Origin of the sequence: Spongiactinospora sp. TRM90649 (genome assembly GCF_029382225.1) — a bacterium.
GTDB lineage: Bacteria > Actinomycetota > Actinomycetes > Streptosporangiales > Streptosporangiaceae > Spongiactinospora.
On sequence record NZ_JARLTC010000015.1, the window covers coordinates 177,686 to 203,215 of the forward strand.

25 protein-coding genes are annotated in these 25,530 nt (G+C 70.1%); 9 read left to right on the top strand and 16 right to left on the bottom strand.

Annotated features, from left to right (window positions below; genetic code table 11):
* Window positions 1-237: 237 nt before the first annotated feature.
* Window positions 238-1,338: a hypothetical protein gene (locus P3X83_RS20640; RefSeq protein ID WP_277306768.1), complete on the top strand. Its 1,101-nt coding sequence runs from the start codon at window positions 238-240 to the stop codon at window positions 1,336-1,338.
* Between the two features lie 46 nt (window positions 1,339-1,384).
* Here the strand turns inward: P3X83_RS20640 and P3X83_RS20645 are convergent, their stop codons facing one another.
* Entirely contained in the window at window positions 1,385-2,260 is an 876-nt protein-coding gene (locus P3X83_RS20645; RefSeq protein WP_277306769.1) for a DUF6492 family protein, read from the bottom strand.
* 197 nt (window positions 2,261-2,457) lie between these two features.
* Here P3X83_RS20645 and P3X83_RS20650 point away from each other — a divergent pair, with 197 nt between their 5' ends.
* Both P3X83_RS20650 and P3X83_RS20655 read left to right on the top strand, forming a co-directional pair.
* Window positions 2,458-3,240, top strand: coding sequence for a hypothetical protein (locus tag P3X83_RS20650; protein ID WP_277306770.1), 783 nt, complete (start codon window positions 2,458-2,460; stop codon window positions 3,238-3,240).
* Between the two features lie 2 nt (window positions 3,241-3,242).
* On the top strand, window positions 3,243-4,616 hold the full coding sequence (locus P3X83_RS20655) for an O-antigen ligase family protein (RefSeq protein ID WP_277306771.1): 1,374 nt from the start codon (window positions 3,243-3,245) through the stop codon (window positions 4,614-4,616).
* Here the strand turns inward: P3X83_RS20655 and P3X83_RS20660 are convergent.
* A complete protein-coding gene (locus P3X83_RS20660) occupies window positions 4,568-5,467 on the bottom strand; it encodes a hypothetical protein (RefSeq protein WP_277306772.1) in 900 nt (299 codons plus the stop codon). The two genes, P3X83_RS20655 and P3X83_RS20660, sit on opposite strands and share 49 nt — an antisense overlap.
* Before the next feature lie 50 nt (window positions 5,468-5,517).
* Entirely contained in the window at window positions 5,518-6,060 is a 543-nt protein-coding gene (locus tag P3X83_RS20665) for a dTDP-4-dehydrorhamnose 3,5-epimerase family protein (RefSeq protein ID WP_277306773.1), read from the bottom strand.
* A gap of 28 nt (window positions 6,061-6,088) precedes the next feature.
* Here P3X83_RS20665 and P3X83_RS20670 point away from each other — a divergent pair, with 28 nt between their 5' ends.
* Window positions 6,089-6,916 carry a glycosyltransferase gene (locus P3X83_RS20670; protein WP_277306774.1) on the top strand — a complete coding sequence of 276 codons (828 nt, stop codon included), beginning with the start codon at window positions 6,089-6,091 and terminating at the stop codon, window positions 6,914-6,916.
* A 14-nt stretch (window positions 6,917-6,930) separates the two neighbouring features.
* Here the strand turns inward: P3X83_RS20670 and P3X83_RS20675 are convergent, their stop codons facing one another.
* The 3 genes from P3X83_RS20675 to P3X83_RS20685 are packed head-to-tail and all read right to left on the bottom strand — an operon-like array spanning window position 6,931 to window position 10,266.
* Window positions 6,931-7,677 carry a class I SAM-dependent methyltransferase gene (locus tag P3X83_RS20675; RefSeq protein ID WP_277306775.1) on the bottom strand — a complete coding sequence of 249 codons (747 nt, stop codon included), beginning with the start codon at window positions 7,675-7,677 and terminating at the stop codon, window positions 6,931-6,933.
* Window positions 7,678-7,727: 50 nt separating this feature from the next.
* Window positions 7,728-8,948, bottom strand: coding sequence for a glycosyltransferase family 4 protein (locus P3X83_RS20680; RefSeq protein ID WP_277306776.1), 1,221 nt, complete (start codon window positions 8,946-8,948; stop codon window positions 7,728-7,730).
* Window positions 8,938-10,266 (bottom strand): nucleotide sugar dehydrogenase, encoded by a 1,329-nt coding sequence (locus P3X83_RS20685; protein ID WP_277306777.1) that lies wholly within the window; start codon window positions 10,264-10,266, stop codon window positions 8,938-8,940. Before P3X83_RS20685 ends, P3X83_RS20680 begins: the two co-directional genes overlap by 11 nt.
* A 286-nt stretch (window positions 10,267-10,552) precedes the next feature.
* Here P3X83_RS20685 and P3X83_RS20690 point away from each other — a divergent pair, with 286 nt between their 5' ends.
* A complete protein-coding gene (locus P3X83_RS20690; protein WP_277306778.1) occupies window positions 10,553-11,653 on the top strand; it encodes an acyltransferase in 1,101 nt (366 codons plus the stop codon).
* Here the strand turns inward: P3X83_RS20690 and P3X83_RS20695 are convergent.
* The 10 genes from P3X83_RS20695 to P3X83_RS20740 all read right to left on the bottom strand — a co-directional run bounded on the left by P3X83_RS20695 (window position 11,643) and on the right by P3X83_RS20740 (window position 22,832).
* Entirely contained in the window at window positions 11,643-12,707 is a 1,065-nt protein-coding gene (locus P3X83_RS20695; protein WP_277306779.1) for a GNAT family N-acetyltransferase, read from the bottom strand. The genes P3X83_RS20690 and P3X83_RS20695 overlap by 11 nt on opposite strands.
* Window positions 12,707-13,630 (bottom strand): glycosyltransferase family 2 protein, encoded by a 924-nt coding sequence (locus P3X83_RS20700; RefSeq protein WP_277306780.1) that lies wholly within the window; start codon window positions 13,628-13,630, stop codon window positions 12,707-12,709. Before P3X83_RS20700 ends, P3X83_RS20695 begins: the two co-directional genes overlap by 1 nt.
* Before the next feature lie 37 nt (window positions 13,631-13,667).
* Window positions 13,668-14,336, bottom strand: a complete 669-nt coding sequence (locus P3X83_RS20705) for a polysaccharide deacetylase family protein (RefSeq protein WP_277306781.1) — start codon at window positions 14,334-14,336, stop codon at window positions 13,668-13,670.
* A gap of 58 nt (window positions 14,337-14,394) precedes the next feature.
* Window positions 14,395-15,336 carry an NAD-dependent epimerase/dehydratase family protein gene (locus P3X83_RS20710; RefSeq protein WP_277306782.1) on the bottom strand — a complete coding sequence of 314 codons (942 nt, stop codon included), beginning with the start codon at window positions 15,334-15,336 and terminating at the stop codon, window positions 14,395-14,397.
* A gap of 41 nt (window positions 15,337-15,377) precedes the next feature.
* A complete protein-coding gene (locus tag P3X83_RS20715) occupies window positions 15,378-15,923 on the bottom strand; it encodes a hypothetical protein (RefSeq protein WP_277306783.1) in 546 nt (181 codons plus the stop codon).
* 42 nt (window positions 15,924-15,965) lie between these two features.
* On the bottom strand, window positions 15,966-16,856 hold the full coding sequence (locus tag P3X83_RS20720; protein ID WP_277306784.1) for an endo alpha-1,4 polygalactosaminidase: 891 nt from the start codon (window positions 16,854-16,856) through the stop codon (window positions 15,966-15,968).
* Between the two features lie 154 nt (window positions 16,857-17,010).
* Window positions 17,011-17,817 carry a bifunctional hydroxymethylpyrimidine kinase/phosphomethylpyrimidine kinase gene (gene thiD / locus P3X83_RS20725; RefSeq protein ID WP_277306785.1) on the bottom strand — a complete coding sequence of 269 codons (807 nt, stop codon included), beginning with the start codon at window positions 17,815-17,817 and terminating at the stop codon, window positions 17,011-17,013.
* A 13-nt stretch (window positions 17,818-17,830) separates the two neighbouring features.
* Window positions 17,831-18,880, bottom strand: a complete 1,050-nt coding sequence (locus tag P3X83_RS20730; protein ID WP_277306786.1) for a 2-oxoacid:ferredoxin oxidoreductase subunit beta — start codon at window positions 18,878-18,880, stop codon at window positions 17,831-17,833.
* Window positions 18,873-20,720 carry a 2-oxoacid:acceptor oxidoreductase subunit alpha gene (locus P3X83_RS20735; RefSeq protein WP_277306787.1) on the bottom strand — a complete coding sequence of 616 codons (1,848 nt, stop codon included), beginning with the start codon at window positions 20,718-20,720 and terminating at the stop codon, window positions 18,873-18,875. The genes P3X83_RS20730 and P3X83_RS20735 overlap by 8 nt, the downstream gene beginning before the upstream one ends.
* Window positions 20,721-21,308: 588 nt before the next feature.
* Window positions 21,309-22,832 carry a polysaccharide deacetylase family protein gene (locus P3X83_RS20740; RefSeq protein WP_277306788.1) on the bottom strand — a complete coding sequence of 508 codons (1,524 nt, stop codon included), beginning with the start codon at window positions 22,830-22,832 and terminating at the stop codon, window positions 21,309-21,311.
* Window positions 22,833-23,015: 183 nt separating this feature from the next.
* Here P3X83_RS20740 and ndhC point away from each other — a divergent pair, with 183 nt between their 5' ends.
* The 4 genes from ndhC (at window position 23,016) to P3X83_RS20760 (ending at window position 25,517) form a co-directional block, all read left to right on the top strand.
* Complete coding sequence (gene ndhC / locus P3X83_RS20745; protein WP_277306789.1) at window positions 23,016-23,387, top strand: NADH-quinone oxidoreductase subunit A; 372 nt, start codon at window positions 23,016-23,018, stop codon at window positions 23,385-23,387.
* A gap of 105 nt (window positions 23,388-23,492) precedes the next feature.
* Window positions 23,493-23,969 (top strand): NADH-quinone oxidoreductase subunit B, encoded by a 477-nt coding sequence (locus P3X83_RS20750; RefSeq protein WP_277306820.1) that lies wholly within the window; start codon window positions 23,493-23,495, stop codon window positions 23,967-23,969.
* 50 nt (window positions 23,970-24,019) lie between these two features.
* Window positions 24,020-24,571, top strand: a complete 552-nt coding sequence (locus tag P3X83_RS20755; RefSeq protein ID WP_277306790.1) for an NADH-quinone oxidoreductase subunit C — start codon at window positions 24,020-24,022, stop codon at window positions 24,569-24,571.
* Entirely contained in the window at window positions 24,564-25,517 is a 954-nt protein-coding gene (locus P3X83_RS20760) for a complex I subunit 1 family protein (protein WP_277306791.1), read from the top strand. The genes P3X83_RS20755 and P3X83_RS20760 overlap by 8 nt, the downstream gene beginning before the upstream one ends.
* Window positions 25,518-25,530 lie beyond the last annotated feature (13 nt).

Consider the following 25,530-nt stretch of genomic DNA (forward strand, 5'->3'; position numbering starts at 1 on the left):
GCGGTGCGTAACATGGAACAGGCAAAATCGACAGGTCTTGGGATCGTTCCAAATCCAGCACTTTATGGCGGTTTATGGCGCCGTGTCCTAGTCTTTCATGCCTTGACAATAAGAAGGCGGACGGTTTCATATGTGGGTGGGGCGCTACACCTAGTAACAGGCGGACTGCCGCTGACGATGGCCATCTACGGTGTATCAGGGTTCACGGCGCCCTGGCGCACATAAGGGCGGGGAAACATGGAGTTCTGGAAGACGATTTACGATCTTGCTCGGAGGAAGTTCGTCGGCCCGCCGGTGATCCTCTTATCCATCGTCATGGCCGCGATCGTCTACATCCTGGTGCCCGCGACCTACGTCTCCTCCACGTCGATGGTGCTGACCACACCCCCGGCCGGTGGCACGCTGACCTCGGACCCCGAGCGCCAGGGCGGCCTGACCAACCCGCTGCTGCAGTTCAGCGACGGCCTGCGCACCACCACCGGCGTGCTCATCCTGTCCATGAACACCCCGGAGATGATGGCCGCGCTCGGCATCACCGAGAACAGCGGCACCGAGATCATCATCAACGACGGCCGGACCAACCCCGAACTGCTCGGCATCAGCATGAGCGGGCCGTTCATCTACATCGAGACCACCAGCGGCTCCGCCCAGGCCGCCAAGGACGTCACCGCCCGTGCACAGCGCCGCATCCGCCAGGAGCTCGACGACCGTCAGCGCGCCCTCGGAGCGCCCCGCTCCACCTACATCTCCATCGTCGACGTGGTGCCGCCCACCCTGCCCAAGGCGTCACTGTCGGACAAGATCCAGTTCGCCGGCGGGGCGCTCGTGGCCTGCGTCAGCCTGGGCTTCGGCATCGCCTACGCGCTGCGCCGCCGCAAGATCCTGAGTGACCAGGCCGCCGCGCCCCCCGCCACGGCGGCGTTCGCCGCCGCGCACGTGGGAGCCCCGCCCGGCTCCCGTGCCATCGCGCCCGGCGCCGGGGCCGTGCCGAAGAAGCCCGCCAAGCCGGCCGCCGAGCCGAAGGCCGTGGCCGGACCGCCGGCCAAATCGCCCGCGAAGCCCCCCGCGAAGGCTCCGGCGCAGCCTCCGAAGGCCCCGGCGAAGAAGGACGCCAAGGCGGAGGAGCCCAAGGACCGGCCGGAGGACGAGCAGTCGCCCAAGGACGCGGGCGGCTGGCCCAAGGAGGGGCTCGGCAAGTCGGTCGTGGTGATGTTCCCCGCGACCGGCGGGCAGGACGACGACACCGTCGCCTTCGCGCGCCTGCCGCTGGACGAGACAGGCCCCATCCCCGCCGTCAACAACGAGAACCACACCAGGTACGAGCACGGCAAGGACTGAGCTCGCACAGACGCGGCCGCGCGGGGTCACCGCCGCCGGGAGGTCCTCACGACTCGGCGGCGACCTCCGCGCATCGCCGTACGGCGGCCTGCCGCACGTGGTGGGGGGTGTTGGACTTGGCGGAGATCGCCATCCCCACGGCGTCCGGCCCGAGGCGGTCGGCGAAGGCCACCGCCGCCCGCTCGTCCCACGCGGTGTGGTCGTAGCTGGTGTGGCAGAACGTCGTGTCGGACTCCGGCCGCTCCTCGCCGAGCACCTCGTCCACGAACACGCCGTACAGGATGAACTCCGAGATGTGCACCTCGGCGGTGAAGGCGTCGAGCCAGTGCCGTCCGGTGACCTCGCTGACGCGCTGCCGCATCGCCTCGACGACCGAGGGACGCCAGGGGATCAGCGGGCCCACGTAGTCGGGCAGCGGCAGCGGCGGGGGCGGGGGGAGCCCGAGCAGCCGCCTCGCCACGTGGTGCCAGATCACGTGGCGGGTCATCGACTCGTTGACCGCGTTCTCCTCGCGGTAGAGCAGCGGCCTGCCGTCGCGGATGAAACGCTCGGCCCGGGTCGGGCGCACCAGCACCACGTCGGAGTCGGCGATCAGCGCCACATCGGCGTCGATCGTCGCGGCGGCGTGTATCTTGATGGCCTGCTGGGTGATCCACCCGCGCACCGGGGGCCACGGCCGTCGTGCGTTGACGTAGATCTCCGAGCGGGGCATCCGCAGGTAGCGGCCCGGCAGGGCGTCGGAACGCGCGATCACCCGGCACCTCGGGCCCTCGAACCTGGCGAACGCCGCCAGGTCTGCGGGCGGCACGAAGACATGGTGAACGGTGTCGTCCGTGGTGTGCTCAAGAACGGACGCGTGCAGATCGGCGAACAATCGGATGTCGGGCGAGTAGCTCGGGGTGACGACGGCCAGTTTGGGCATGGATGGTCTGGTCTCCAGTCCTATGGCTGATTCGGGTCATGGCCCGCTGCTTCATTCATCATGGTTGTGCTAGTCACTTGTTACCGGCGTTCCCGGAAGGTTGCTTTTAGGTCACGTCTACGACAGAAAGCTCGGCCGCTTTCCGGCGTAACATCGCACGGGTCGGCATCCGATCACTCCTTTGGGGAGGCTGTCGGATGCGACTCCCGACATCCAGCATGGGAGAGCGGATGGACTTCTGGGGGACGGTCCTTGTCCTGTTCCGTCGCTGGTACCTCTCCTTTCCCGCGTTCCTGCTGGCCGTCGCCGCCGCGTTCGGCGTCTACAAGACCATTCCGACCACCTACGTGTCGTCGGCCATGCTCGTGCTGACCGTTCCGAACAGCGGCGCCAGCCTGCCCAACAACCCCAAGGTGCCGAATGGGAAGATGAACCCGCTCCTCAACTTCGACCACGGGCTGAGCGTCTCGGCGTCCATTCTGATCGCCGCGCTCGGCACGCCGGAGATCGCCCAGGAGCTGGGCTCGACCCCCGGGGAGGGCGGCACCACCTACCGGGCCTACAACGGCAGCAGCAACCTGGAGTCGCTGGCCACCGGTCCCTTCGTGTTCATCGAGGGGGAGAGCGCCGATCCCGCCGCCGCGCAGGCGATCGTGCGCAGGGTGATCAAACGGGCCGGAGTGGAGCTCCAGGCCCGGCAGCATCGCCTCGCCGCGCCGGAGGCGACCTTCATCCGGCTGACCGAGAGCATCCCGCCGACGGCCCCGCAGGGCCAGGGCGGGCGCCGGATGCGGTCCGCGGCGGCGGCCCTCGGCCTGGGGCTGATCTCCGCGCTGACCGTCACGTTCGCCGGTGACAGCGTGCTGACCTCCCGGCGCAGGCGCCGCCAGGCCCTGGCCACGGCCGCGCCGCCCGACCCCGGCGCGCGGGCGCAGACCGACGACGGCCTGGTGCGCGTCGGCGCGCCTCCGGAGCGCTGATCGTGGCCAAGACGGTGACCGAGGTGGAGTCCCCTCCCGCGCCTCCCGCACCCTCCGGGCGCGGCTTCGTGCGCGCCGACGGCGCGACGCTGGCCATGGTGTTCGCCGTGGTGCTGCTGGTGATCCCGGCCCGGCTGGTGTTCGTCGGGCTGCCGCTGTCGATCAGCCCGGCCAACCTGGTCGCCCTGATCTCCGCCGCCGTCTGGCTGTTCGCGCACTTCACGGTGACGCTGAACATGGCCAAGGGCCGCACGCCGGTGCGCACCGGCATCTTCGCCTACGCCACCTCGATGATCGCCACGTTCGGCTTCGCCACCTACGGCTTCCTGCCCGCCGACGAGCTGGGCCTGGCCGACCACGCGTTCATCCTGATCATCGCCAACGTGGGCCTGGCGCTGCTGGTCTGCGACGGCATCCGCAGCCCCGAACGCCTGGACTTCCTGCTCAAATGCGTGGTGCTGGCCGGGGCGTTCATCTCGGTGATCGGGGCCTTCCAGTACCTGTTCAACATCGACCTGACGAACTTCCTCGAACTGCCCGGCCTGCGCTACACGTCGGAGGACGCCACCATCATCGAGCGCGGCGGCGGACGCCGCGTCGGCTCGACCACCGGCCACCCGATCGAGTTCGGCGTGGTGTGCTCGATGTTGCTGCCGATCGCCGTCCACTACGGCTACAAGGCCAGGCTGCGCGGCGAACCGGCGCTGCGCTGGTGGGGCTGCGCCGGGCTGATCGGCCTCGGGCTGATGTTCTCGGTGTCGCGTTCGGCGGTACTGGGCCTGGCCGCCGTGTCGCTGGTGCTGCTGATCGGCTGGCCGAGCCGCCGGCGGCTGCAGGCGCTGCTGGTCACCCTGGGCTTCCTGGTGGTCATCCGGGTGGCGGTGCCGGGCCTGCTCGGCACCTTCTACTCGCTGTTCGCCAACTTCGGCAACGACGACAGCATCCGTTACCGCACGCACGACTACGACGTGGCGGTGGCCGAGATCTCCAGGCACCCATGGCTCGGACGCGGGGTCGGCACGTGGTACGCCCCCAAGCACCAGGTGTTCGACAACCAGTACATCCTGTCGACGGTCGAGACCGGCTACATCGGCATCGTGGCGTTCGCGATGATGTTCCTGATCGCCATCTACGCCGGGCTGCGGGTGCGCTACCTCAGCCCAGACCCCGGCACGCGCGACCTCGGGCTGACCCTGAGCGCGTGCCTGGTCGCCCCGCTGGTCGGCTCGGCCACCTTCGACCTGCTGTCGTTCGCCACCGTGACCGGCCTGGCCTACCTGCTGATCGGCGCGAACGGCGCGCTGTTGCGCACCACCGAAGCCGGTCTTCAGGGCCCCGCGCAGGCCAGCGGCCCGACGGTGCCGGTGACCCGGTAGCCCTCGTCGATCGTGACCAGCGTGTTGTCGGCCCACTCGCCCTTGCCACAGTCGGAGTCGACCGGGCCGTAGACCCAGGACTTGTTCACCAACCGGTTGCCCCGCACCACCTGGCGCCCGGCGACGTTGCGCACCTGGATGCTGTAGGTGCCGCCCATGACCAGGTTGTCGGTGACCGTGACGTTGGACTGGCCCTCGTCCACGAGGAACACCGGCGCGGTGATGTCCTTGGCGTTGCGCTGGTCGATGGTGTTGTGGTGGAAGCGCAGGTTCTTGCCGGTCTTGTAGGACTGGATGCCGTCGGAATGGTCGCCGGGGGTCGAGCACAGGTTGACGTAGGAGTCCTGGATGTCGATGTCGTCGCCGGAGGCGCGGAAGCCGTCGCTGTGGTTGCGGATCAGCACGCGCGTGGCCCGATACTTCGAGGGGCCGATCCCGGGGGCCTGGTGGCAGCCGCTCGGCGGGCCGACCGTGGAGTCGGTGATCGTGAAGGAGTAGAACTTCAGCGAGTACTCGGCCCACACGGCGCCGTCGATGCGGCTGTTCTTGACGGTGACGTCGTCGGCGGTGATCAGCAGCTCGCCGGGGATGTGCACGCCGTCCAGGACGGTGCCGGGCTTGGTGACCCGGTAGGCGACGCCCTCGGTGTTGAGCTCCACCTTGGTCAGCTTGGTGCCCTTGGGCACGCCGGTGCACTCGGGCGTGGGGTACTCGGGACAGCCGGAGGCGGGGGAGGGCAGCGGCGCCGGGGACGTCGGCGCGGCGCGGCGCGGCGATGGTTCCGCGCCGGGCCCGGAACTGCAGGACGCGACCAGCGCGGCGGCTGCGGTGATCGTTAAGACCCGGCGCATACTCACGGCTCCATCACTTGGGGTCGGGCCCCGATGGCCGGGGCCTGGTGTCACAGACGCGCGCGCAATTGTTCCCACGAGCCGGCGTCACGGTCACGCGCACTGATGGCGGAGAGCGCGAGCGGCCACTCGATTTTCAATTCCGGATCGTCGAAGCGCACCGCTAGATCTTCCGACGGGTCGTGTTCCCTGTCGATTCTGTAGCATACGTCGGCCTGATCGGTGAGCGCCTGGAAACCGTGCAGCAATCCCGGGGGCACGTACAGCGTGGCGAAGTCGTCATCGTCGAGACGCACCGAGGTCACCTCGCCGAACGTCGGGGAATCGGGGCGGGCGTCCACCAGAATGTCGAGGATCGCGCCCCGGGCGCATCGCACGAGCTTGGCCTCGCCCCGCCCGGAACGGCCGTGCATACCGCGAATCGTGCCCTTGCGCGACCGTGACTGGCTGTCCTGGATGAACGCGTCCGGGTCGAGTCCGTGCTCTTTCGCCACGGCCACGTCGAACACCCGGGTGAACAGCCCGCGATCGTCATGGTGCGGGGTCGGAAAGAATAACAGGACGCCGTCAAGCGGTGCTTTCTCCACACGCATATGGGATCCTTTACAAAAGGGAGGGGAAATGGTGGAAGTGGTCATTCCCGCACACAACGAGGAAACCGTTGTGGCGGGGAACATCGCACGACTGCTCGACGGCGCCGCGCCGGGCGAGTTCGATGTCCTGGTGGTCGCCAACGCCTGCTCCGACCGCACGGCCGAAGTGGCGCGGACGGCCGGCGCACGCGTCCTGGAGACCGACCAGCCCGGCAAGGCCAACGCGCTGCGGCTCGGCGACGCCGCCTGCCACGGCTTCCCCCGCGTGTACCTGGACGCCGACGTGCGGTTGTCGGCGGACTCGGCGCGCGCGCTGGTCCAGGCCGCCCGGCGGCCCGGAGTGCTCGCCTGCGCGCCCGTGCCCGAGATGGACATGCGCGGGGTGGGCTGGGTGTCGCGGCGGCTGACCAAGGTCCACGAGGGCCTCGTCGCGCCCACCAGGGGCCTGGCCGGGGTGGGCGTCTACGTGCTCACCGAGGAGGGCCACGCCCGGGTGTTCCCGATGCCCGACGTGATCTCCGACGATGGGTGGGTGCACGCCAGCTTCGCGCCGCACGAACGAGTGGTGGTGACCGAGGCCCGCTCGCTGGTGCGCCCCTCGCAGACCGTGGCGGCGAACCTCAACCGGCGGGTGCGGGTGCGCATGGGCAACCGCCAGCTCGCCGAGCTGGGACGCCCGGTCACCGCGCGCCGGCTGGCGCTCGGTGACCTGCGGGCGCTGGTCGCCGCGCGGCGCGCGACCCTGCTCGACGCCGCGTGCTATCTCGGAGTGCTCGTCCTGGACAAGGCGCTGACCAGGGTGCGGGCGTTGCGTCGGGGGCCGGTCGCCTGGGGGACCGACGCCACCTCGCGCTAGCGGGAGGGCTCGGATCATGTACGGGGTTCCAGGAGGTACACCCGGGTCGTGCCGTACGGACCGGTGTCCTGCTGGTTCTTGCGCCGCCCCGTCACCACGGTGCGCAGCAGCCGGAAGCGCCCGGTGCGCAGCAGGACGTGCTCCTCCACCGGGTTGAAGTAGATCACCCGAACCTGGCGGGGGACGCGCTCCACCGAGTCGATCAGGTTCCTGATCGTCGAGGCGAAGACGTCGCCCTGGAACGGATTGTTCAGGAACACCACGTTCACGTCGTCGGGGATGACGTAGTCGAGCACGTCGCAGGTGATCAGGCGGACGTCGTCGCAGCGCAGCCGCAGCCGGGTGCGCGCCACGTTGGCCCGCGCGATCTGGTTCAGGTGCCGGGACAGCTCGACGCCGATCACCTTCTTGAACGGGTACCTGGCCGCCGCCTCCAGCACCATGCGGCCCATGCCCGAACCGAGGTCGATGAACACGTCGTCGGGGCCCACCTCCCGCCTGGGAAGCGTGCGCCGAAGGGTCATCCAGTTCGCCGGCGAGTAGTAGACGCGATCCCGGTGCGCCAGGCCCAGCTCCTCCAACTGGACGAACTCGGCGGTGTGCACGCCGTAACGCCACTCGAACAGCAGCTTGCCGGCGTTCCTGCGCAGCCAGGTGTACGGCCGGCGGGCCGTGCCGCCAAGTAACCCGCCCATGGCCTCGGCGCGCGCCCACTCGGCGGCGATGTCGACCACGGCGACGGACTCCAGGAGAACCGTCATGCCCCTCCCCTTCTCTTCCTCCCTCCTGGCTCGCGGTACCGGAGGGGTTGCTACGCGGGCCGGCCCTGTCCGGCTCCGCCCATGGCGGCCCGGTAGGCAGAGATCAACGCCTCCCGAGAACGCTCCCATGAGAGTGGCCCGGCGACGCGCCGCCGGCCGATCTCGCCCATCCTCGCGCGTTCGGCGGGATCGTCCAAGAGCTCGACGATCAGCTTCGCGAACGCGGACTCGTCGTTGCCGGGCGCGTAGAGCGCCGCCTCACCCGCCGACACCCGGGCCTCGCGCAACTCGAAGGAGACGATCGGCCGGGCCATCGCCATGTACTCCATGACCTTGTTCATCGTGGAGACGTCGTTGAGCGGGTTGAGCGGGTCGGGCGACAGGCAGACGTCGGCGGTGGACAGGTAGCGCAGCAGGTCCTCGTCGGGGATCCGGCCGGTGAACTCCACCTGCTCGGCCAGTCCCAGCTCGCGGGACAGCGCCACCATGTCGTCGAAGGTGTCGCCCGCGCCGATGAAGACCGCGTGCCAGTCGGTGCGGTCGTGCTCGTCGCGCAGCCGGGCCAGCGCCCGCAGCGCGTAGTCCACGCCGTCCTGCGGCCCCATCACGCCCAGGTAGCAGAGCATGTGCGGCTTGCCCCGCCGCAGCTCGTCCTCCTTGGGCACCTGCCTGAACCGTTCGACGGCGGGCGCGCTGCGGACGACGAAGACGTCCTCCGGGCGCTTGCCGCCCCTGGTCATGGCGACCTGCCGGTAGCTCTCGTTGGTGGCGATCACGATGTCGGCGGCCCGGTACGTCCGGCGCTCCAGGTTGCAGACCGCCCGGTAGAGGAAGTCCTCGCCACGGTTGAACCGGGACAGGTACAGCTCGGGCACCAGGTCGTGCTGGTCGAAGACGAAACGCGCGCCGCGCCGCTTCATCCCCCGCGCGAGCAGGAAGAACAGGTCCGGCGGGTTGCAGGCGTGGACGACGTCCACGCGTCCGACCCGGCGGGCCAGCCGCCAGGTGTGCCACAGGGCGTGGCCGTACTCGCTCAGATAGCCGAGCGGGCCGCCGGTGGCGGCCCGCAGCGGGTAGCGGTGGATCCGCACCCCGTCGATCTCGGCCTCCGGCTCCGTGTCGCGCTTGGTCCCCTGCGGGCAGATGACATGCACCTCCCAGCCCTCGTCGCGCAGCGCCAGGCTCTCCTGCCAGACGCGCCGATCGAAGGGGACGGACAGGTTCTCGACAAGGATCAGCGCCTTGCCTGTGGTGCGTGCGTTACCAGCCAAGTCCCACGTATCCAGGTCGGTCCCGGCGCAGGGCCGCGTCGGGAAGGCGGATCAGGTCGACGATGGTGCGGTCGGGGCCCGCGTCACCGAGGACGCGCAGCACGTCGGGGTCCTTGCAGCCGACGACGCAGACCTCTGCGTGCGCCAGGACGTCGTCGGCGGAGTTGGTGAGCAGTTCGCCGAGGTGGGGCAGCCGTCCCTCGATGTAGGCGCGGTTCGCGCCCATGAGCCGCGACAGCGTCACGTTCGCGTCGTAGATGCGCAGGTCGTAGCCCTTGCCGAGGAGGCGTTCGGCCAGCTCGACCAGCGGGCTCTCGCGCAGGTCGTCGGTGCCGGGCTTGAAGGAGAGGCCGAACAGGCCGATCCGCCGCTTCCCTGGCAAGGTGATCAGGTCGAAGGCGCGGCGCAGGTGCTCCTCGTTGGAGGACAGCACGTGGGAGAGGATCGGGACGGCGACGTCGGCGCGGCGCGCGGCGTAGACGAGGCCGCGCAGGTCCTTGGGCAGGCACGAGCCGCCGAAGGCGAAGCCGGGGCGGAGGTAGGCGGGGCTGACGTTCAGCTTCCGGTCGGCCAGGAAGATCTCCATGACCTGGTGGGAGTCGAGGCCGAGGGCCCGGCAGACCGCTCCCAGCTCATTGGCGAAGCCGATCTTCAGTGCGTGGAACGAGTTATCGGCGTATTTCGTCATTTCAGCGACGGAGAGCGGCACCCGGAACACCTCGCCGGGTAAGTCCTCGTAGAGCGCGGCGACCGTGTCGCCGCTGAGCTCGTCGAACTGGCCGATCACGGTCTTGGGCGGCTCGTAGAAGTCGCGGACGCTGGTGCCCTCGCGTAAGAACTCCGGGTTGACCGCCACGCCGAAGTCGACGCCCGGGGTGCGCTGGGAGGCCTTGGCGAGGATCGGGATCAGCAGGTCCTCGCAGGTGCCGGGGAGCATGGTGCTGCGGAAGACCACGGTGTGGCGGGGCTCCTGCGGGCCGCGGGCGCCCAGCGCCACGCCGATCTGTTCGGCGACCCGCTCCAGGTGATCGGTGGACAGGCTCCCGTTGGGCGCGGACGGCGTGCCCACGCACACCAGCGACACCTCCGACTCGGCGATCGCCGCCGCGACGTCGGTGGTGGCGCGCAGCGCCCCGGACTCCACCATCTCGGCGGTCAGCTCGCCGATGCGCTCCTCGACGACGGGCGCCTTGCCGCTCGCGATGAGCGCGACCTTGTCCGGGTTCACGTCGATCCCGATGACCTGGTGCCCGCGTGCAGCCAGGCAGGCGGCCGAAACCGAGCCGACGTACCCCAGTCCGAAAACGCTGATCCGCAACGGTGTCCCGCCCCTCTGTCGCCCCGGCACGCCGCCGGCCGCGGAGCGGGATGTGAAATTTCCTACCTTCCCCCGACTCCAACACAAATATCGTTCCAAGGCAACCGCTTGTTACACCCAAATTCGAACATCTTTGATGTATAGGGTTGATGATGCAACATGCGTAAGTGTCATGGAGCGGACACGCTATTGTGTACGGTGATAGTAGCATTTAGTGTGTCCACCACGTGTTCCGGCGGACAGTTCGTTATATTAACGAGTTTGCCACTCACCGTTCGGGGATCAAATGGCTGACAGTCACACCGGATCGCCCCGGACATCGGCGGACGTACCGTTACCAGCACCGCCTCGGCTCCCATCATTGACAGGTTTACGATGGTTCGCCGCGTTCGTTGTGTTCGGCTTCCACGTTCACCACAGCGGCCTCACCGACGACCCGGTGATTTCGGGGATCTTGGGTGTGCTATTCGAGGCTGGTGCGTCAGGTGTGCCGTTCTTCTTTGTTCTGTCAGGAATGGTACTCACTTGGTCGGCACGCCCCGGCACCCGGCCCTCCACTTTCTGGCGGCGGCGCGCGGCCCGCGTGCTGCCCAACCACGTGGCCACCTGGATCGGCGTCCTCGCGCTCCTCTTCGTGCTGGGCGAGGTCTTCCGGACCGGTCCCGCGATCAGCGGCCTGTTCCTGGTCCAGGCGTGGTTCCCCGACGAGGCCTACTACTTCGGCGGCAACACCCCTGCCTGGTCGCTGTCCTGCGAACTGGCCTTCTACGCCGCGTTCCCGCTGCTGCTGCCGCTGGTCCGGCGCATCCCCGGCAAGCGGCTGTGGGCGGTCGCGGTGGCCATGTTCGGCGGGATCTGGCTGGTGCCGCTGGCCACGCTGGCGCTGCCGGTGGACCTCGGCTACTGGTTCGTCTGGATCTTCCCGATCACCCGCGCCCTGGAGTTCGCGCTCGGCATGACGATCGCGGTGATGGTCAGGGAGGGGCGCTGGCACGGTCCCGGGCTGCTGCCGTCCGGACTGCTGGTGCTGGCCGCCTACCTGACCGTCCCCTACGTGCCGGACGCCTGGGGGTGGGTCGCCTGGATGGCCGGGCCGTACGCGGTGCTGATCGCCGCCGCGGCCGTGGCCGACGTGCGGGGCAGCAGGTCGCTGCTGCGCGCGCCGGTGCTCGTCTGGCTCGGTGAGGTGTCCTTCGCGTTCTACCTGGTTCACCAGAGCGTGGTCCGGCTGGTGGCGTGGCTGGCCGGCGACCAGCCGCAGGCGCCGCTGGCGCTGGCCGGGATCGCGGCCATGCTGGCGCTGGCGGTCGCCGCCGCGTGGGCGCTGTACCGGATCGTCGAACGCCCGCTGGAACGCAGGCTGAGCGGGGCCAGGGTCACCGGCTGAGCGACCTCAGCCCGTGCACGGCCCGCCGCAGCGCCGGGGCGATGGGCGAGCGCTTCACCGCCGAGGTGACGGCCACGCCCGCCCGCCGCACCAACCGGCCCGCCGTTCCCCGGGTGACCATGCCCTGGCAGACCATGGTCTCGCCGGTCTTGGCGCGCCGCTTGTACTCGTCGTCGCCGCGGCCGAGGTCGATGCGCGTCACGCCCAGCTCGGGCGCGGCGGCGACCAGCTCGCGCAGCAGGATCCAGCCCGGCGCCAGGTTGGAACGGGCCGGGTCGTAGACCGGGAACCACCAGTGCAGCACGCCGTCCGAGCGCATCCCGAAGTGCGCCGCCAGCAGGTGCGGGCCCGCGTGCAGGGTGGACAGGACGCCGGCGAACGACGTGCCCCGGGTGTGCAGCAGGGCCGACAGCAGCTCGCGCCTGCCGGGCGTGGCGAAGTAGTCGCGCGCGCCGGTCGCGGCGTACTGCGCCCGCTTCAGCTCGATCACCTGGTCGAGCGCGGACTCGTCCACGATGTCGGCGGCGAAGCGGATCGGGCCCAGCTCGCGCTCGGCCTTGGCGGTGCGCCGCCGCGCCTGGCCCATGTTGTCCTTGCCGCTGCGCGAGGCCCGGCCCAGGTAACCGTCCAGGCCCCCGGTGGTGTCCACGTGCGGCGACGGCCGCCGGGACTCCACCCACGGCTCGAAGTCGCCGAGACCGTCGAGCAGGTGGTCGAACGCGAACTGGCGCACTCCCTTGGCCAGCAGCTTCGCGACCGGGAAGGCGCACCCCGGCTCCATGATCGGCGCCTGGAAGTCGGCGCCAGGCCAGCCCACGGGCCTGATCAGGGCGCGCTCGCGATGGTGCGGCAGCAGCGCCCGGACCTTGCCCCCCTCGTCGCGGGCGACCGCGACGAGCACCTCGGCCCCGCTCGCGTGCACGGCGGCGGCGAACCCCGGGTGGAAGTACGGGCTGTCCAGCGCGGGGTTGGCGCTCCTGAGCGTGTGCCAGGAGTCCAGCTCCTCGGCGCCGAGCGCGTCGTAGGGGAGCGTGCGGATGCTCGTGATGGTCATCAACCCGCCTGTGCCTGAAGGCGGCGTGAGGGCCGCAGCAGCGTCGCGACCGACTCGCGTGAGGTGCGGCGGCCCGTCAGCGCGCGCACCGCCTCGCCCAGGATCACCGCCAGGTAGTAGATCGCGCCCGGGATCGATCCATGGCGGCGCCGGAACAACCTGACCTTGTTGACCACGAGCAGCGCGGCGAGCGCCGGGTTGACCCCCGAGTCGCCGCCGATGTGCTCGATCACCGCGCTCGGCTCGTACCAGAGCGTCCAGCCCAGGTCGGCCGCCCGCAGGGTGAACTCGGTCTCCTCGCTGTAGAGGAAGAACGACTCGTCCCAGGGGCCGACCTCGCGCCACGCCTTCGCGGAGATCATCATGGCCGCGCCGGTCGCCCACGCCCACTCGGCGCCGTCCGGGCCCTCGTAGTGGCGGGGATCGGTGACCAGCTCGCCCAGCGAGCCGATCCGGCCCGCAAGGTTGCCGCCGATCACCGACTCGATCAGCGCCCGCAGGATCGTCGGCGTGCGGCGCAGCGAGGGCTGCAGCGAGCCGTCCGGGTTGAGCAGCCTGGGCGCGGTGATCCCGCGCCCCTCCGGGCGCAGCGCCTCCGCCAGGACGGCCAGCGAGCCCGGCCGCACCCGGCAGTCCGGGTTGAGCACCAGGATGGCGTCGAGGGCGTCGAGATCGAGGGCGGCGACCCCGGCGTTGATGGCCGCCGCGTAGCCCGCGTTCCTGCCGACCTGGACCGTCCGGACCGGCAGGCCGGGGCCCGCCATCCGGTCGGAGATGGCCGCCGACTCGTCCTTGGAGGCGTTGTCCGCCACCACGACGCCGGAAAGGCGCGCGCCCTTGGCCCCGTCGGGGAGGGACGCCAGGCATCCCTCGATGACGTCGGCGCTGTTGTAGGTCACGATGACCACGGCGACCCGTGACACGCCGTGATCCGCTGTTGGTTCGGACAACGCTGCTCCCTCAGCCGCGTAACCGCTTGAAGGCGCGCGCCGCCGATGCGCGGGCGCGGCCGGTGACCGATGGCCTGCCGTCCAGGACCCTGTCGATCCAGGGCTGGTCGAGATCGTGCCGCAGGCTGGTGCGGGCCTGCAGCCACGTGCCCGGGCTCGTCCGTCCGCCGTCGCTGGTGTAGGCCCGGGTGACCTTCACGTCGCGCAGCCGCCGCAGGACGTGCCGGTCGTAGGAGCCGAACGGGATGGCCACCCTCGACACGGGCCGCCCGGTCAGCTCGGCGAGCACCCGGCAGGCGTCGACGAGCTCCGGTTCGATCTCCTTGGGGGCGAGCCGCCGCCAGTCGCGGTGCGCCCAGCCGTGCGAGCCGATCCGCATGCCCGCGCCTAGCAGCTCGCGCACGCCGTCGGCGTCGAGCCGTCCCGGCTCGCCGAGCAGGCCCGCCAGCACGAAGAACTCCGCGGTCAGCCCGCGTTCGAGCAGGCGCGGCAGCGCGATCTCCAGGTCGGAGGCGTTGCCGTCGTCGAAGGTGATCCGGACGTCGCTCCGGCCCATCACCGAGTCGAGCACCCGCTCGAACCGCTCGACGTCGACCCAGGTCAGATCCTCGTCGGGGTCCAGTTCGCGTACGGCAGGGCCGATTCCATGCACAGTGACATTGACGATCGAACTCGTCATCGACCCCACCCTCATATCCCCGACTCCACCGTCATATCGGGACGCGCGGCGTCCCGTGTTACACACTCGCCGCCGCGTCACGGGAACGGTCCGCGTACCAGGCGACCGTGGCCCGCAGCCCGTCGCCGAGCGGCGTCGCCGGGCTCCAGCCCAGCACCTCCTCGGCGCTCGCGATGTCGGCGATCTGCGGGTTGTCCAGCGGGCGGTCCGGCAGCGCGCCGAAGTTCGGGCGTCCCGAGCCGCCGACGATCCGGGCCAGCCGTTCGACGGTCTCCCTGATCGACACCCGTTCGCCCGCGCCGACGTCGAAGACGCCTCCCGCCGCCTTCTCGGCCGCCGCGGCGGCGAGGAACGCGTCCACCACGTCCTCGACGTAGACCCAGTCGATCAGCCGGGTGCCGCTGGACAGCGCGGGGTCCTCGCCGCGCAGCAGCGCCCGCGTCACGTACGGCACCAGCCGCCGCGGCTCGTCGTTGCCCGGCCCGTAGACCATGGCCACCCGGAGGACCGAGACCGGCACCCCCCACAGTCCGTGGAACATCCGCGCGTAGGAGGTCGCCGCCGTCTTCGCCGCCGCGTACGGCGAGCAGGGCGTGGCGTCGCCCTCCCGGGACTCCTCCACCGACCCCGCCAGCACCACCCTGGTGCCCGGCCGGGTGGTGGCGACCGCGGTGAGCAGGTTCACCGCCGCGCCCAGGTTGGCGTGCAGCGTCGGCAGCACCGCGTTGGCGTCGCGGGTTCCCGAGACCTCGCTGGCCAGGTGGAACAGCACGTCGGGCCGCGCCGACCTGATCAGGTTCCCGGCGGCCTCCGGGTCGGTGAGGTCGGCGGTGTGCCACACCTCGCCCGACGCCTGGGGCTGCGGCCGGCGGCTGACGGCGTGCACCTCGGCGTCCAGCGAGCCCAGCCGGGCGGCCAGTCGGCCGCCGACGAACCCGGTGGCGCCGGTGACGAGCACCCGCTTGCCGTACCAGTCGTATGGTCCCTCGGCAGGGGCCATTCAGATCCTCCTCGACGCGGTTTCATGCCGGAGGACTCAGATTAGTCGTGCTGTTCCGGGGGTGGAATAGGTGTCTCATCGTCGTGCCACACATTTCCCGAATTCTCGGCCAGCCGCGACCGGGTGCTCAGCAGAATCGGGCGGTCGTAAAACGACTGGCGGCCGAACCGATTGTCGATCAGCGCCGACGGCGCCGCCGGGGTGAACTCCGAGTCGCGCACCACGGTGCCGTCGCCGGCCTCGGTGTCCAGAAGCGGACGCGGTCTCACGGTCGGGCCGCCGCGGAAAACGCAGTCGACGAACGTGATGTTCTTTCCGGTGACCGTGACGAATCCGAGGAATTCGCGGCCTTCGATCACCTGGCCGTCGGTCGCGAACTCCCGGTCGCCGATAACGGCGGAAAGCCTTTTCCCCGGGCGGACTCCGGTGGTGTGCGCATTGGGAAATCCACCGTAATCGCGGGTGGCGGTTTCCTGAACGGTTGGCCGGACATCGCCGGGGGTGCTCTCGGGCGCGCCCGCCGGGGTGCATCCGGTCAGCGCCAGGGCCGGCAGGAGCCCGGCCCGCAGGAGTCCGTGGTCGCCCACGACGCAGATCCTACGGGCCGGAGCGGGGAATGGAAGGGGTCGCTAGCAGGTCTGGAACGTGCGGTCGGGCACCTCGGACTTGATGAGGGTGGCGAAGCGGTGGGTGCGGGAGGAGGAGCACACGCGCTGGCGCACCTTCGCCACGGTGTTCACCTTCTTGTCCTTCCAGACGTCCACGAACTCGGTCTGGAAGACCGCCTTGCCCGCGTCGATGAACGGTTTGACCTCGTCGCACTCGGAGTAGTAGAAGCACTCCTCGTTCAGGGCCCAGTCGAACGCCGCGACCGTGTCCCGGTCGATGACCTCGACACCGTTCTTCATGCCGACGCTGAGGCCCCGGGCGTGCGCCTGGCGGGCGACCTGGAGGTACCACGCCTTCTGGTGCGCGGCCGTGATGGGGAAGCCCGGCGAGTTGCCGAGCGGGTTGTTCTGGTCGGGCTCGACGCCGTCGCAGCCGATCTGCTTGGCCAGGTCGAGGCGCGCCCAGATGATCGGCGCGAACTTGCTCGCCGACTCGGGCCGGATGTCGAGCCAGTTCTCGTCGTCCCAGCCGGTGTTCGCGCCGATGACCTGCTTGGGGAACAGCTTGGCGTCCGGCCGGTACGACTCGTACGCCCCGGTGTCGAGGTAGCAGATCGCCACCTTCCCGGCGGCGTGGATCCGGTCGATGACCCCGGCGTTCTCGCCGGCCTTCCACTTCACGCCGCCGAATCCGGGGACGTTCACGGTGCGGGCGGAGGGGACCGCGGCCTCTAGGTCGATGTCGTACATATCAACCTTTTCTAAGGTCTTGGGGATCTTCCCCACGATCTGCCACTGCCAGGTGGTGTCGGGGCCGGGGCGCCATATCTTGTCGGCGTACGCTCCCTGGGGGGCCGCCAGGAGGGCGGTCACGGCCAAGGCGACGGTGAGCACGCCGGAATGGATGCGCAAGAGCTTCCTCTATCTGCTGGGGATCGGACGGCACGAGCCAGCGTCACGGGTGGCCGACGGCACGACAAGGCGGGGCAATGCCAAATACCGCGCTTTCCTGCCAATCGCTCACGCTGGACCGAGCCAGGCCCCCAGCAGGGCCCTCAGCGGAGGATCACGGCCAGAGGGCGTGGAAGTGGTGGACCGGTCCCCGGCCGTGGCCGACGTTCAGCGTGTCGGCGGCGCGGAGGGCGCCCGTCAGATACTCCTTGGCCGCGCGCACCGCGCCGGGCCAGTCGTCGTGGCGCGGGCGCAGCGCCGCGATGGCGGACGACAGCGTGCAGCCGGTGCCGTGCGTGTTGCGGGTCGTGACGCGCGGCGCCGACAGCTCGGTCTCGCCGTCCTCGGTCAGCAGCACGTCGACGCAGATGTCGCCGTCGAGGTGGCCGCCCTTGAGCAGGACCCGTCGCGCGCCCAGCTCGCGCAGCCGTCGCGCCTGCTCGTGCATCTCCGTCAGGGTCTTGGCCTCGGGCTCGCCGAGCAGGTCGGCGGCCTCCGGCAGGTTCGGCGTGATCAGGTCGGCCAGCGGGAGCAGCTCCTCGCGCAGCGAGGCCACGGCCTCTTCGGCGAGGAGCCGGTCACCGCTCTTGGCCACCATGACCGGATCGAGCACGACGTACGGCGGGCCGTACGTGCGCAGCGCCGACGCGACCGCGCGGATCACCCGCGAGTCGCTCAGCATCCCGATCTTCACGGTGTCGGCGGGCACGTCGGTGAGCAGCGTGTCGAGCTGCTCGGTGACGAATTCCGCCGGAACCTCGTGAATGGACCGCACCCCGGTGGTCGTCTGTGCGACCAGCGCCGTGATCACCGTCATGCCGTACGCGCCGAGGGCGGAGAACGCCTTCAGGTCGGCCTGGACGCCCGCCCCGCCGCTCGGGTCGGTACCGGCGATGGACAGCGCCTTCGGGATGGCGGTCATGGGAACTCTTCCGTCAGCCGATGCGCCAGGTGTCTCCGCCGAGCAGCAGGTCGCGCAGCTCGCCGGGGCCCTTGCCGTGCACGGCGCGGTCGAGCTGGTCGGCCATCAGCTCGTCGTAGGAGGGACGGTCCACACTGCGGAAGACCCCCACCGGCACGTGCTCGAACGCGGGCTCGTCGAGCCTGGACAGCGCGAACGCCACCGACGGGTCGGCCGCGTGCGCGTCGTGGACGAGGATCTCCTCCGCCGGGATGGAGGCCCGGTCCACGACCTCAAGGGCGCCGTTCGAAGCGCGCCGCACCGCCTTTGAGGCGCTGACGATCGGCTGCCCGTGCTCGAGGCGCAGCGTGATGTCGTCGCGGACCTCGGGGTCCTTGAGCTGCTCGAAGGCGTTGTCGTTGAAGATGTTGCAGTTCTGGTAGATCTCCACCAGCGAGGTGCCCTGGTGCTCGGCCGCCTGACGCAGCACCGACTGCAGGTGCTTGCGGTCGGAATCGAGGGTGCGCGCCACGAAGGTGGCCTCCGCGCCGACGGCCAGCGAGATCGGGTTGAACGGCTTGTCCAGCGACCCCATCGGCGTGGACTTGGTGATCTTCCCGACCTCGGAGGTGGGGGAGTACTGGCCCTTGGTCAGACCGTAGATCCTGTTGTTGAACAGCAGGATGTTGACGTTGACGTTGCGGCGCAGCGCGTGGATCAGGTGGTTGCCGCCGATCGACAGCGCGTCGCCGTCACCGGTGATCACCCACACGCTCAGGTCGGGACGGGAGGCCGCCAGACCGGTCGCGATCGCGGGCGCGCGGCCGTGGATCGAGTGGAACCCGTAGGTGTTCATGTAGTACGGGAACCGGGAGGAGCAGCCGATGCCGGAGACGAACACCATGTTCTCCCGCTTCAGCCCCAGCTCGGGGACGAAGCTCTGCACGGCCGCGAGGATCGCGTAGTCACCGCAGCCCGGGCACCAGCGGACCTCCTGGTCGGACTTGTAGTCCTTCATGGTCTGCTTGGCGTCGGACTTGGGCACCAGCGACAGCCCGCGCCCGTTGAGGGTGGTCTCACTCACTGTCGATCACGTCCTGGATCACTCCGGCCAGCTCCTCCGCCTTGAACGGGAGGCCGCGCACTCGGTTGTAGCTGATGACGTCGACCAGGAAGCGGGCGCGCAGCAGCAGCGCGAGCTGGCCGAGGTTGATCTCCGGAAGGAGCACCTTGTCGTAGGACTTGAGCACCTCGCCGGTGTTGGCGGGCAGCGGGTTGAGGTGACGCAGGTGGGCCTGGGCGACCTTGCCGCCCGCCCGGCGCACGCGCCGCGCCGCCGCGGCGATCGGCCCGTAGGTCGAGCCCCAGCCGAGCACCAGCACGCGGGCGTCGCCGTCGGGGTCGTCGACCTCCAGGTCGGGCACGTCGATGCCGTCGATCTTGGACTGCCGGAGCCGGACCATCGTGTCGTGGTTGTCCGGGTCGTAGGAGATGTTGCCGGTGATATCGGCCTTCTCGATGCCGCCGATCCGGTGCTCCAGACCGGGCGTGCCGGGGACGGCCCACGGCCGAGCCAGCGTCTCCGGGTCGCGCCGGAACGGCTCGAAGGTCTCGCCGTCGGCCCCGTTCGGCCCGGCGGCGAACCCGGGCTCGATCACCGGCAGCGTGGAGACGTCGGGGATCCGCCACGGCTCGGAGCCGTTGGCCAGGTAGCCGTCGGAGAGCAGGATCACCGGCGTGCGGTAGGTCACCGCGATCCGGGTGGCCTCGATGGCAGCGTGGAAGCAGTCGCTCGGGGTGGCGGGCGCCACGATCGGCACCGGCGACTCGCCGTTCCTGCCGAACATGGCCATCAGCAGGTCGGCCTGCTCGGTCTTGGTCGGCATTCCGGTGCTCGGCCCCGCGCGCTGCACGTCGACCACGATCAGCGGCAGCTCGGTGGTCACCGCGAGGCCGACGGTCTCGGCCTTCAGCGCGACGCCGGGGCCGCTGGTGGTGGTGACGCCCAGCGAGCCGCCGAAGGACGCGCCGAGGGCGGCCCCCACACCGGCGATCTCGTCCTCCGCCTGGAAGGTGCGGATGCCGAAGCGCTTGTGCCTGGACAGCTCGTGCAGGATGTCGGACGCCGGGGTGATCGGGTAGGAGCCCAGGAACAGCGGTAGCCCCGACTGCACCGAGCCCGCGATCAGCCCGTAGGCCAGGGCCTGGTTGCCGGAGATGTTGCGGTAGACGCCCGGCTCCAGGCGAGCCGGCTTGATCTCGTAGGAGACCGAGAACGACTCGGTGGTCTCGCCGTAGTTCCACCCGGCCTGGAACGCCGCGACGTTGGCCTTGGCGATCACCGGCATCTTGGCGAACTTGGTCTCCAGGAACTTGATCGTCGCCTCGGTGGGCCGGTGGTAGAGCCACGAGAGCAGGCCGAGGGCGAACATGTTCTTGGCCCGCTCGGCGTCCTTCTTGGAGATCTCGAAGCCGTCGAGCGCCCCGACCGTCAGCGAGGTCAGCGGTACGGCGTGGACCCGCCACTCCGCCAGCGAGTCGTCGTCGACGGGGCTGGCCGCGTAGCCCACCTTGGCCAGGTTGCGCTTGGTGAACTCGTCGGTGTTGACGATGATGTCGGCGCCGCGCGGCAGGTCGCCGAGGTTGGCCTTGAGCGCCGCCGGGTTCATCGCGACCAGCACGTTGGGCGCGTCACCCGGAGTGAGGATGTCGTGGTCGGCGAAGTGCAGCTGGAAGCTGGAGACGCCCGGCAGCGTGCCTGCCGGGGCGCGGATCTCCGCCGGGAAGTTGGGCAGCGTGGACAGGTCGTTGCCGAACTCGGCGGTCTCCGCGGTGAAGCGGTCGCCGGTGAGTTGCATGCCGTCGCCGGAGTCACCGGCGAACCGGATGATCACGCGGTCGAGTTGCTGAACCTGCTTGGTCACAGCTCAGTCCTCCTCGACGCGCTTGGGCGCCGTTGCTCGCGGCATGTTCTTCGGTTCCATGCTAGATCCCTTGGGATGGCGCGTATCTCGTTCGCGTTCCACTCTGCGGAGGAGTGTGACGTACGTCGCAGGCCCTCCGGGGCCGTCGGCTCACTGATAGCGGGTGGAACTGGGGTGCTCGGGGTGCGTGGTGCTGTGCGAGGCCGGGGTGTCGTGCTCGGACCGCTTCGGGGCCGTCGCAGGACGCAACAAGGCCGTCTTTCGTGCGGTTCCGTGCCGATACGCCGACGTCGGCGCTGTCACGACCGCAGGAGATAGCCGCGACACAGCCCCGACGCCAGCCGGCACAGGTCCACGTGCAGGCGAGCGAAAAGGACGGTTCGGGTCACGAGGCCTAACTATATGACCCCCCGAAGGATGGACGGCTACGGGACCGGTGCCTCGCCGCGCGCCCGAAGCCGCCCAGGTCGCACACGCCGGGCTCGGCGCGTGGCCGATGGAGCGCGCGCCGGGCCCGGCGCGTCGCCGATCAGGGGTATGCGTCGTGTCGGGCGCGTCGCCGGTGCATGGGCGGACGCCCGTGTCTTGTCAGGGGCTGCTCGCGCCCTGCGGGCGACCACTCGCGTGCGGGCTCGGCGCCGTCGATGTCGCGGCCCTTCCCGCATAGTAGGTCCGTCCGGGCTCCATCGCGTGCAATCCGTCCAACTCCGGAACGGTCACCAGGACGAACCCGCGCTCGCGCAGCCCGGTCAGGACGGCGGGCAGCGCGTCCACCGTCTCGCGGTAGACGTCGTGCAGACGGATGACGGCCCCCGGTTCGGCCCCCGCGACGGCGCGTCGCGCGATGGCCTCCGGGTCACGGTCGGCCAGGTCGCGCGTGTCCACGCTCCACTCCACGACGCTCAGGCCCATCTGCTCGGCCACCTTGGCGACCTCCGTCCCCGCCGAGCCGTACGGCGGGCGCATCAGCGTCGGCACCTGCCCCAGGGCCGCGTCCACCGCGCTCTGGGTGCGTGCGAGCTGGTCGGACAGCAGCGAGCCGGACAGCGCGCCGAGGTCCCGGTGCGACCAGGAGTGGTTGGCCACGAGGTGCCCGCCGTCGCGCATCCGCCGGAGCGTGCCCGGCTGGGCCGCCGCGTTGGAGCCCAGGGTGAAGAACGTGGCCCGCGCGCCGTGTTCGGCCAGGATCGACAGCAGCCGGTCGGTGTGCGGGCCGGGGCCGTCGTCGAAGGTCAGCGCCACGCACTTGGCCTCGGCGCAGTCCACCGAGCCCGCGGTGACGCTCCGCGCCTTCGGCGGGCGGTCGTCGAACGCCTGGACCGGCGGCGGGGTGATCATCTGCCGGGGCGCCTCCACGGCCGCCTGCCGGGCGCGCCTGCCGACCGCCGAGAGCAGCGGATCGGCCTCCTCGCGGGGCACGGCGACCGCGACGCGTCCCAGCGAGGGATGCGCCACCTGACCGTCGTCGAACTCGACCACGAGGTCCCCGTCGCGGTTGAAGGCGATGGAGTCGAACATGGACGGGACCGGCGTGATCGATGTCATGTTCACGGCGGGGGCGCGGGGGGCCAGGCGCTGCCGCACCTTCCCGGCGAGGACGGCCAGCGCGGCGGAGTCCTTGAGCAGGCCGGTGGAGTCCAGGGCACGCCTGGACGGCTGGTGGTACCAGAGGGTGCGGGTGGCGTTGGTCCACGGACGGCCCGCGAGGGTGCCGGAGCGCAGGCGTACCCCGATCACGTCGGGGGACACCGCGGCGAGCCGCCACTCCACGTTGAACTCGGGCGCGTGGCCGCCGGTGGACTCGGTGCTCGTGGAGTCGGTGAACTCGCGGAGCTGACGGGTCACCTCGTCGCGGAGCCGGTCGGTCAGCGCCGGGGTGCTGGGGATGCTCGGGTAGGTGATGTGGACGCGGCGTCCGTTGGTGCTCGTGAGGTGGCTCGCGAGGGTGCGTGTGGTCAGGCCGTCCACCCGGGAGGGGTCGGCGAAGTCCATCATCGTGGGGTCCGATGGCAAGGGGCCGTCGGCGGGGTCGGTGGGGGAGGCGGCGAGTCCACCGCAACCGGCCGCGATCACGGTGAGCAGGGCGATTCCTCCGGCGAATCGCGTGCGCATGGAGGTCAGATTAGAGATGGCGTGTACCGATTTATGGCGACTTGTCATGACTTGAGCGGATGCGGGGAGGTCCTTTTACCCGGCGTGTCCGGATGTTGGCAGTGGCCGGGAACGGCGCCCCGGGGAAGGGAGAGGGGCCCAGGGAATCTGGGAAAGCGGGGGCCCCGGGGTTACGATCGCCCCATGGGCGGATACTTCGGCTCCTACGCGCTGGTCGTCGTCCTGTTCGCGATCGGCGCCGTCGTCGTGGCGGGCGCGCTGACGGTCAACCGGCTGCTCAGGCCCACCCGCCCCACCGCCGAGAAGCTGACCACCTACGAGTGCGGCATCGACCCCGTGGGCGAGGGCTGGGCGCAGTCGCAGGTCCGCTACTACGTGTTCACGTACCTTTATGTGGTGTTCGCGGTTGACGCCGTCTTCCTCTTTCCCTGGGCGACCGTCTACGCCGCACCGGGCTTCGGGATGACCACGCTGGTGGAGATGTTCCTCTTCCTGGGCTTCATCGCCCTCGGCATCCTGTACGCCTGGCGCAAACGCGTGCTCGCCTGGACTTGACCCCCGCCGGCACCACCGCGGCGGCCTGACGGAAGGAGATCGAAGCCCATGGCGGATCTGCCGATGCCCACCGTGGGGCCGGTGTCGCGCCTCGCCCCCAAGCCCATGCGGTTCATCCTCAACTGGGGGCGGCGCTACTCGCTGTGGGTGTTCAACTTCGGCCTGGCCTGCTGCGCGATCGAGTTCATCGCCACCTCGATGAGCAGGCACGACTTCATCAGGTTCGGGGTGATCCCGTTCGCCAACGGGCCCCGGCAGGCTGATCTGATGATCGTCTCGGGCACGGTGACGGACAAGATGGCGCCCGCCGTCAAGCGCCTGTACGAGCAGATGCCCGACCCGAAGTACGTGATCTCGTTCGGCGCGTGCTCCAACTCCGGCGGGCCGTACTGGGACTCCTACGCCGTCACCAACGGCGTCGACCAGATCATCCCGGTCGACGTCTACGTGCCCGGCTGCCCGCCCAGGCCCGAGTCCCTGCTGCACGGCATCATCAAGCTCCAGGAGCGCATCGCGGGCGAGTCGCTGAGCGACCGTTACGTCTGGGCGCGGTCCCACAACGGGGGAGAGGTCCAGCAGTGACTCGGGGTCCAGCGGATGATCGGGGTTCAGCGGATGAGCGAGGTCCGGCGATGAGCCGCGACTTCGCCGAGCCCCTGGCCGGGCGGTTCGGGGAGCTCGTCCAGGTGACGGAGACCTTCGGCGAGATCACCGCCGACGTCCCCGCCGAGCTGTGGCACGACCTGCTGACGTTCGCCCGCGACGAGCTGGGCTGCGTGTTCTTCGACTGGCTGACCGGCGTGGACGACCCGCCCGAGGCGTTCTCAGTGGTCGCCCACCTCTACGACCCGCAGGCCCGCGCCCACCTGCTGGCGCGCACCTCCATCCCGCGCGACGACCCCCGGCTGCCCAGCGTGACCGACGTCTACCGGGGGGCCGACTGGCACGAGCGGGAGACCTTCGAGATGTTCGGCGTCGTCTTCGACGGCCACCCGAACCTGGTGCCGCTGCTGCTCCCCGACGGCTTCGAGGGCCATCCGCTGCGCAAGGACTTCATCCTGGCCGCCCGCGTGGCCAAGCCATGGCCGGGCGCCAAGGAGCCCGGCGAGTCCGACCACGGCGCGCCGAGCAGGCGCAAGACCCTACCCCCCGGTGTTCCCGTTGATTGGGGCCGCGATGGCTGAGGTGCTCGACGTCCTGATCCGGCTCGTCTCGATCGTCGTCGCCTTCCTGCTGCTGCCGTTGATCGTGGGCCAGGCCGAGCACAAGGTCATGGCGCACATGCAGGCCCGTCTCGGCCCCATGTACGCCGGGCGCTTCCACGGCTGGGCCCAGCTCATCGCCGATGGCGTGAAGTTCATGCAGAAAGAGGACGTCATCCCGAGGGCGGCCGACCGGTGGGTGTTCGCGCTGGCCCCCGGCGTCGCGCTGGTGCCGTACCTGGTGATCATGATCGCCATCCCGATCGGCCCCGGGCTCGTCGGCGCCGAACTCGACGCCGGGCTGTTCTTCGTGCTCGCGGTGATGGGCGTCGGCGTGCTCGGCGCGATCATGGCCGGTTGGTCGTCGGGCAACAAGTACTCCGTGCTGGGCGGCATGCGCGCGGCGGCCCAGCTCATGTCCTACGAGCTGCCGCTGGTGCTCGCCGCGTCCTCGGTCGCGATGGCCGCCGGGACGCTGTCGCTGTCGGGCATCGTCGAGGCGTGGCAGTGGTGGTGGCTGCCCTGGCAGGCGGCAGGGGCGTTCGTCTTCTTCGTGGCCGGGCTGGCGGAGCTGCGCCGTCCGCCGTTCGACATGCCGATCGCCGAGTCCGAGCTGATCATGGGTCCGATGACCGAGTACACCGGCATGCGCTTCGCGCTGTTCATGCTGGCCGAGTACGTCGGCATCGTGGTGCTCTCCGCGCTGACGGCCGTGCTCTTCCTGGGCGGCTGGCACGGCCCGCTGCTGCCCGGCCCCCTGTGGATGCTGATCAAGGTGGCACTGCTGTCGTTCGTGGTGATCTGGCTGCGGGTCAGCTATCCCCGGCTGCGCGAGGACCAGTTGCAGAAGCTGGCGTGGATGGGGCTCGTCCCGCTCGCCCTCGGCCAGCTCGCCCTCACCGGTCTGGTAAAGGTCCTTCTCGTCTGAAGGTCTGTGGATA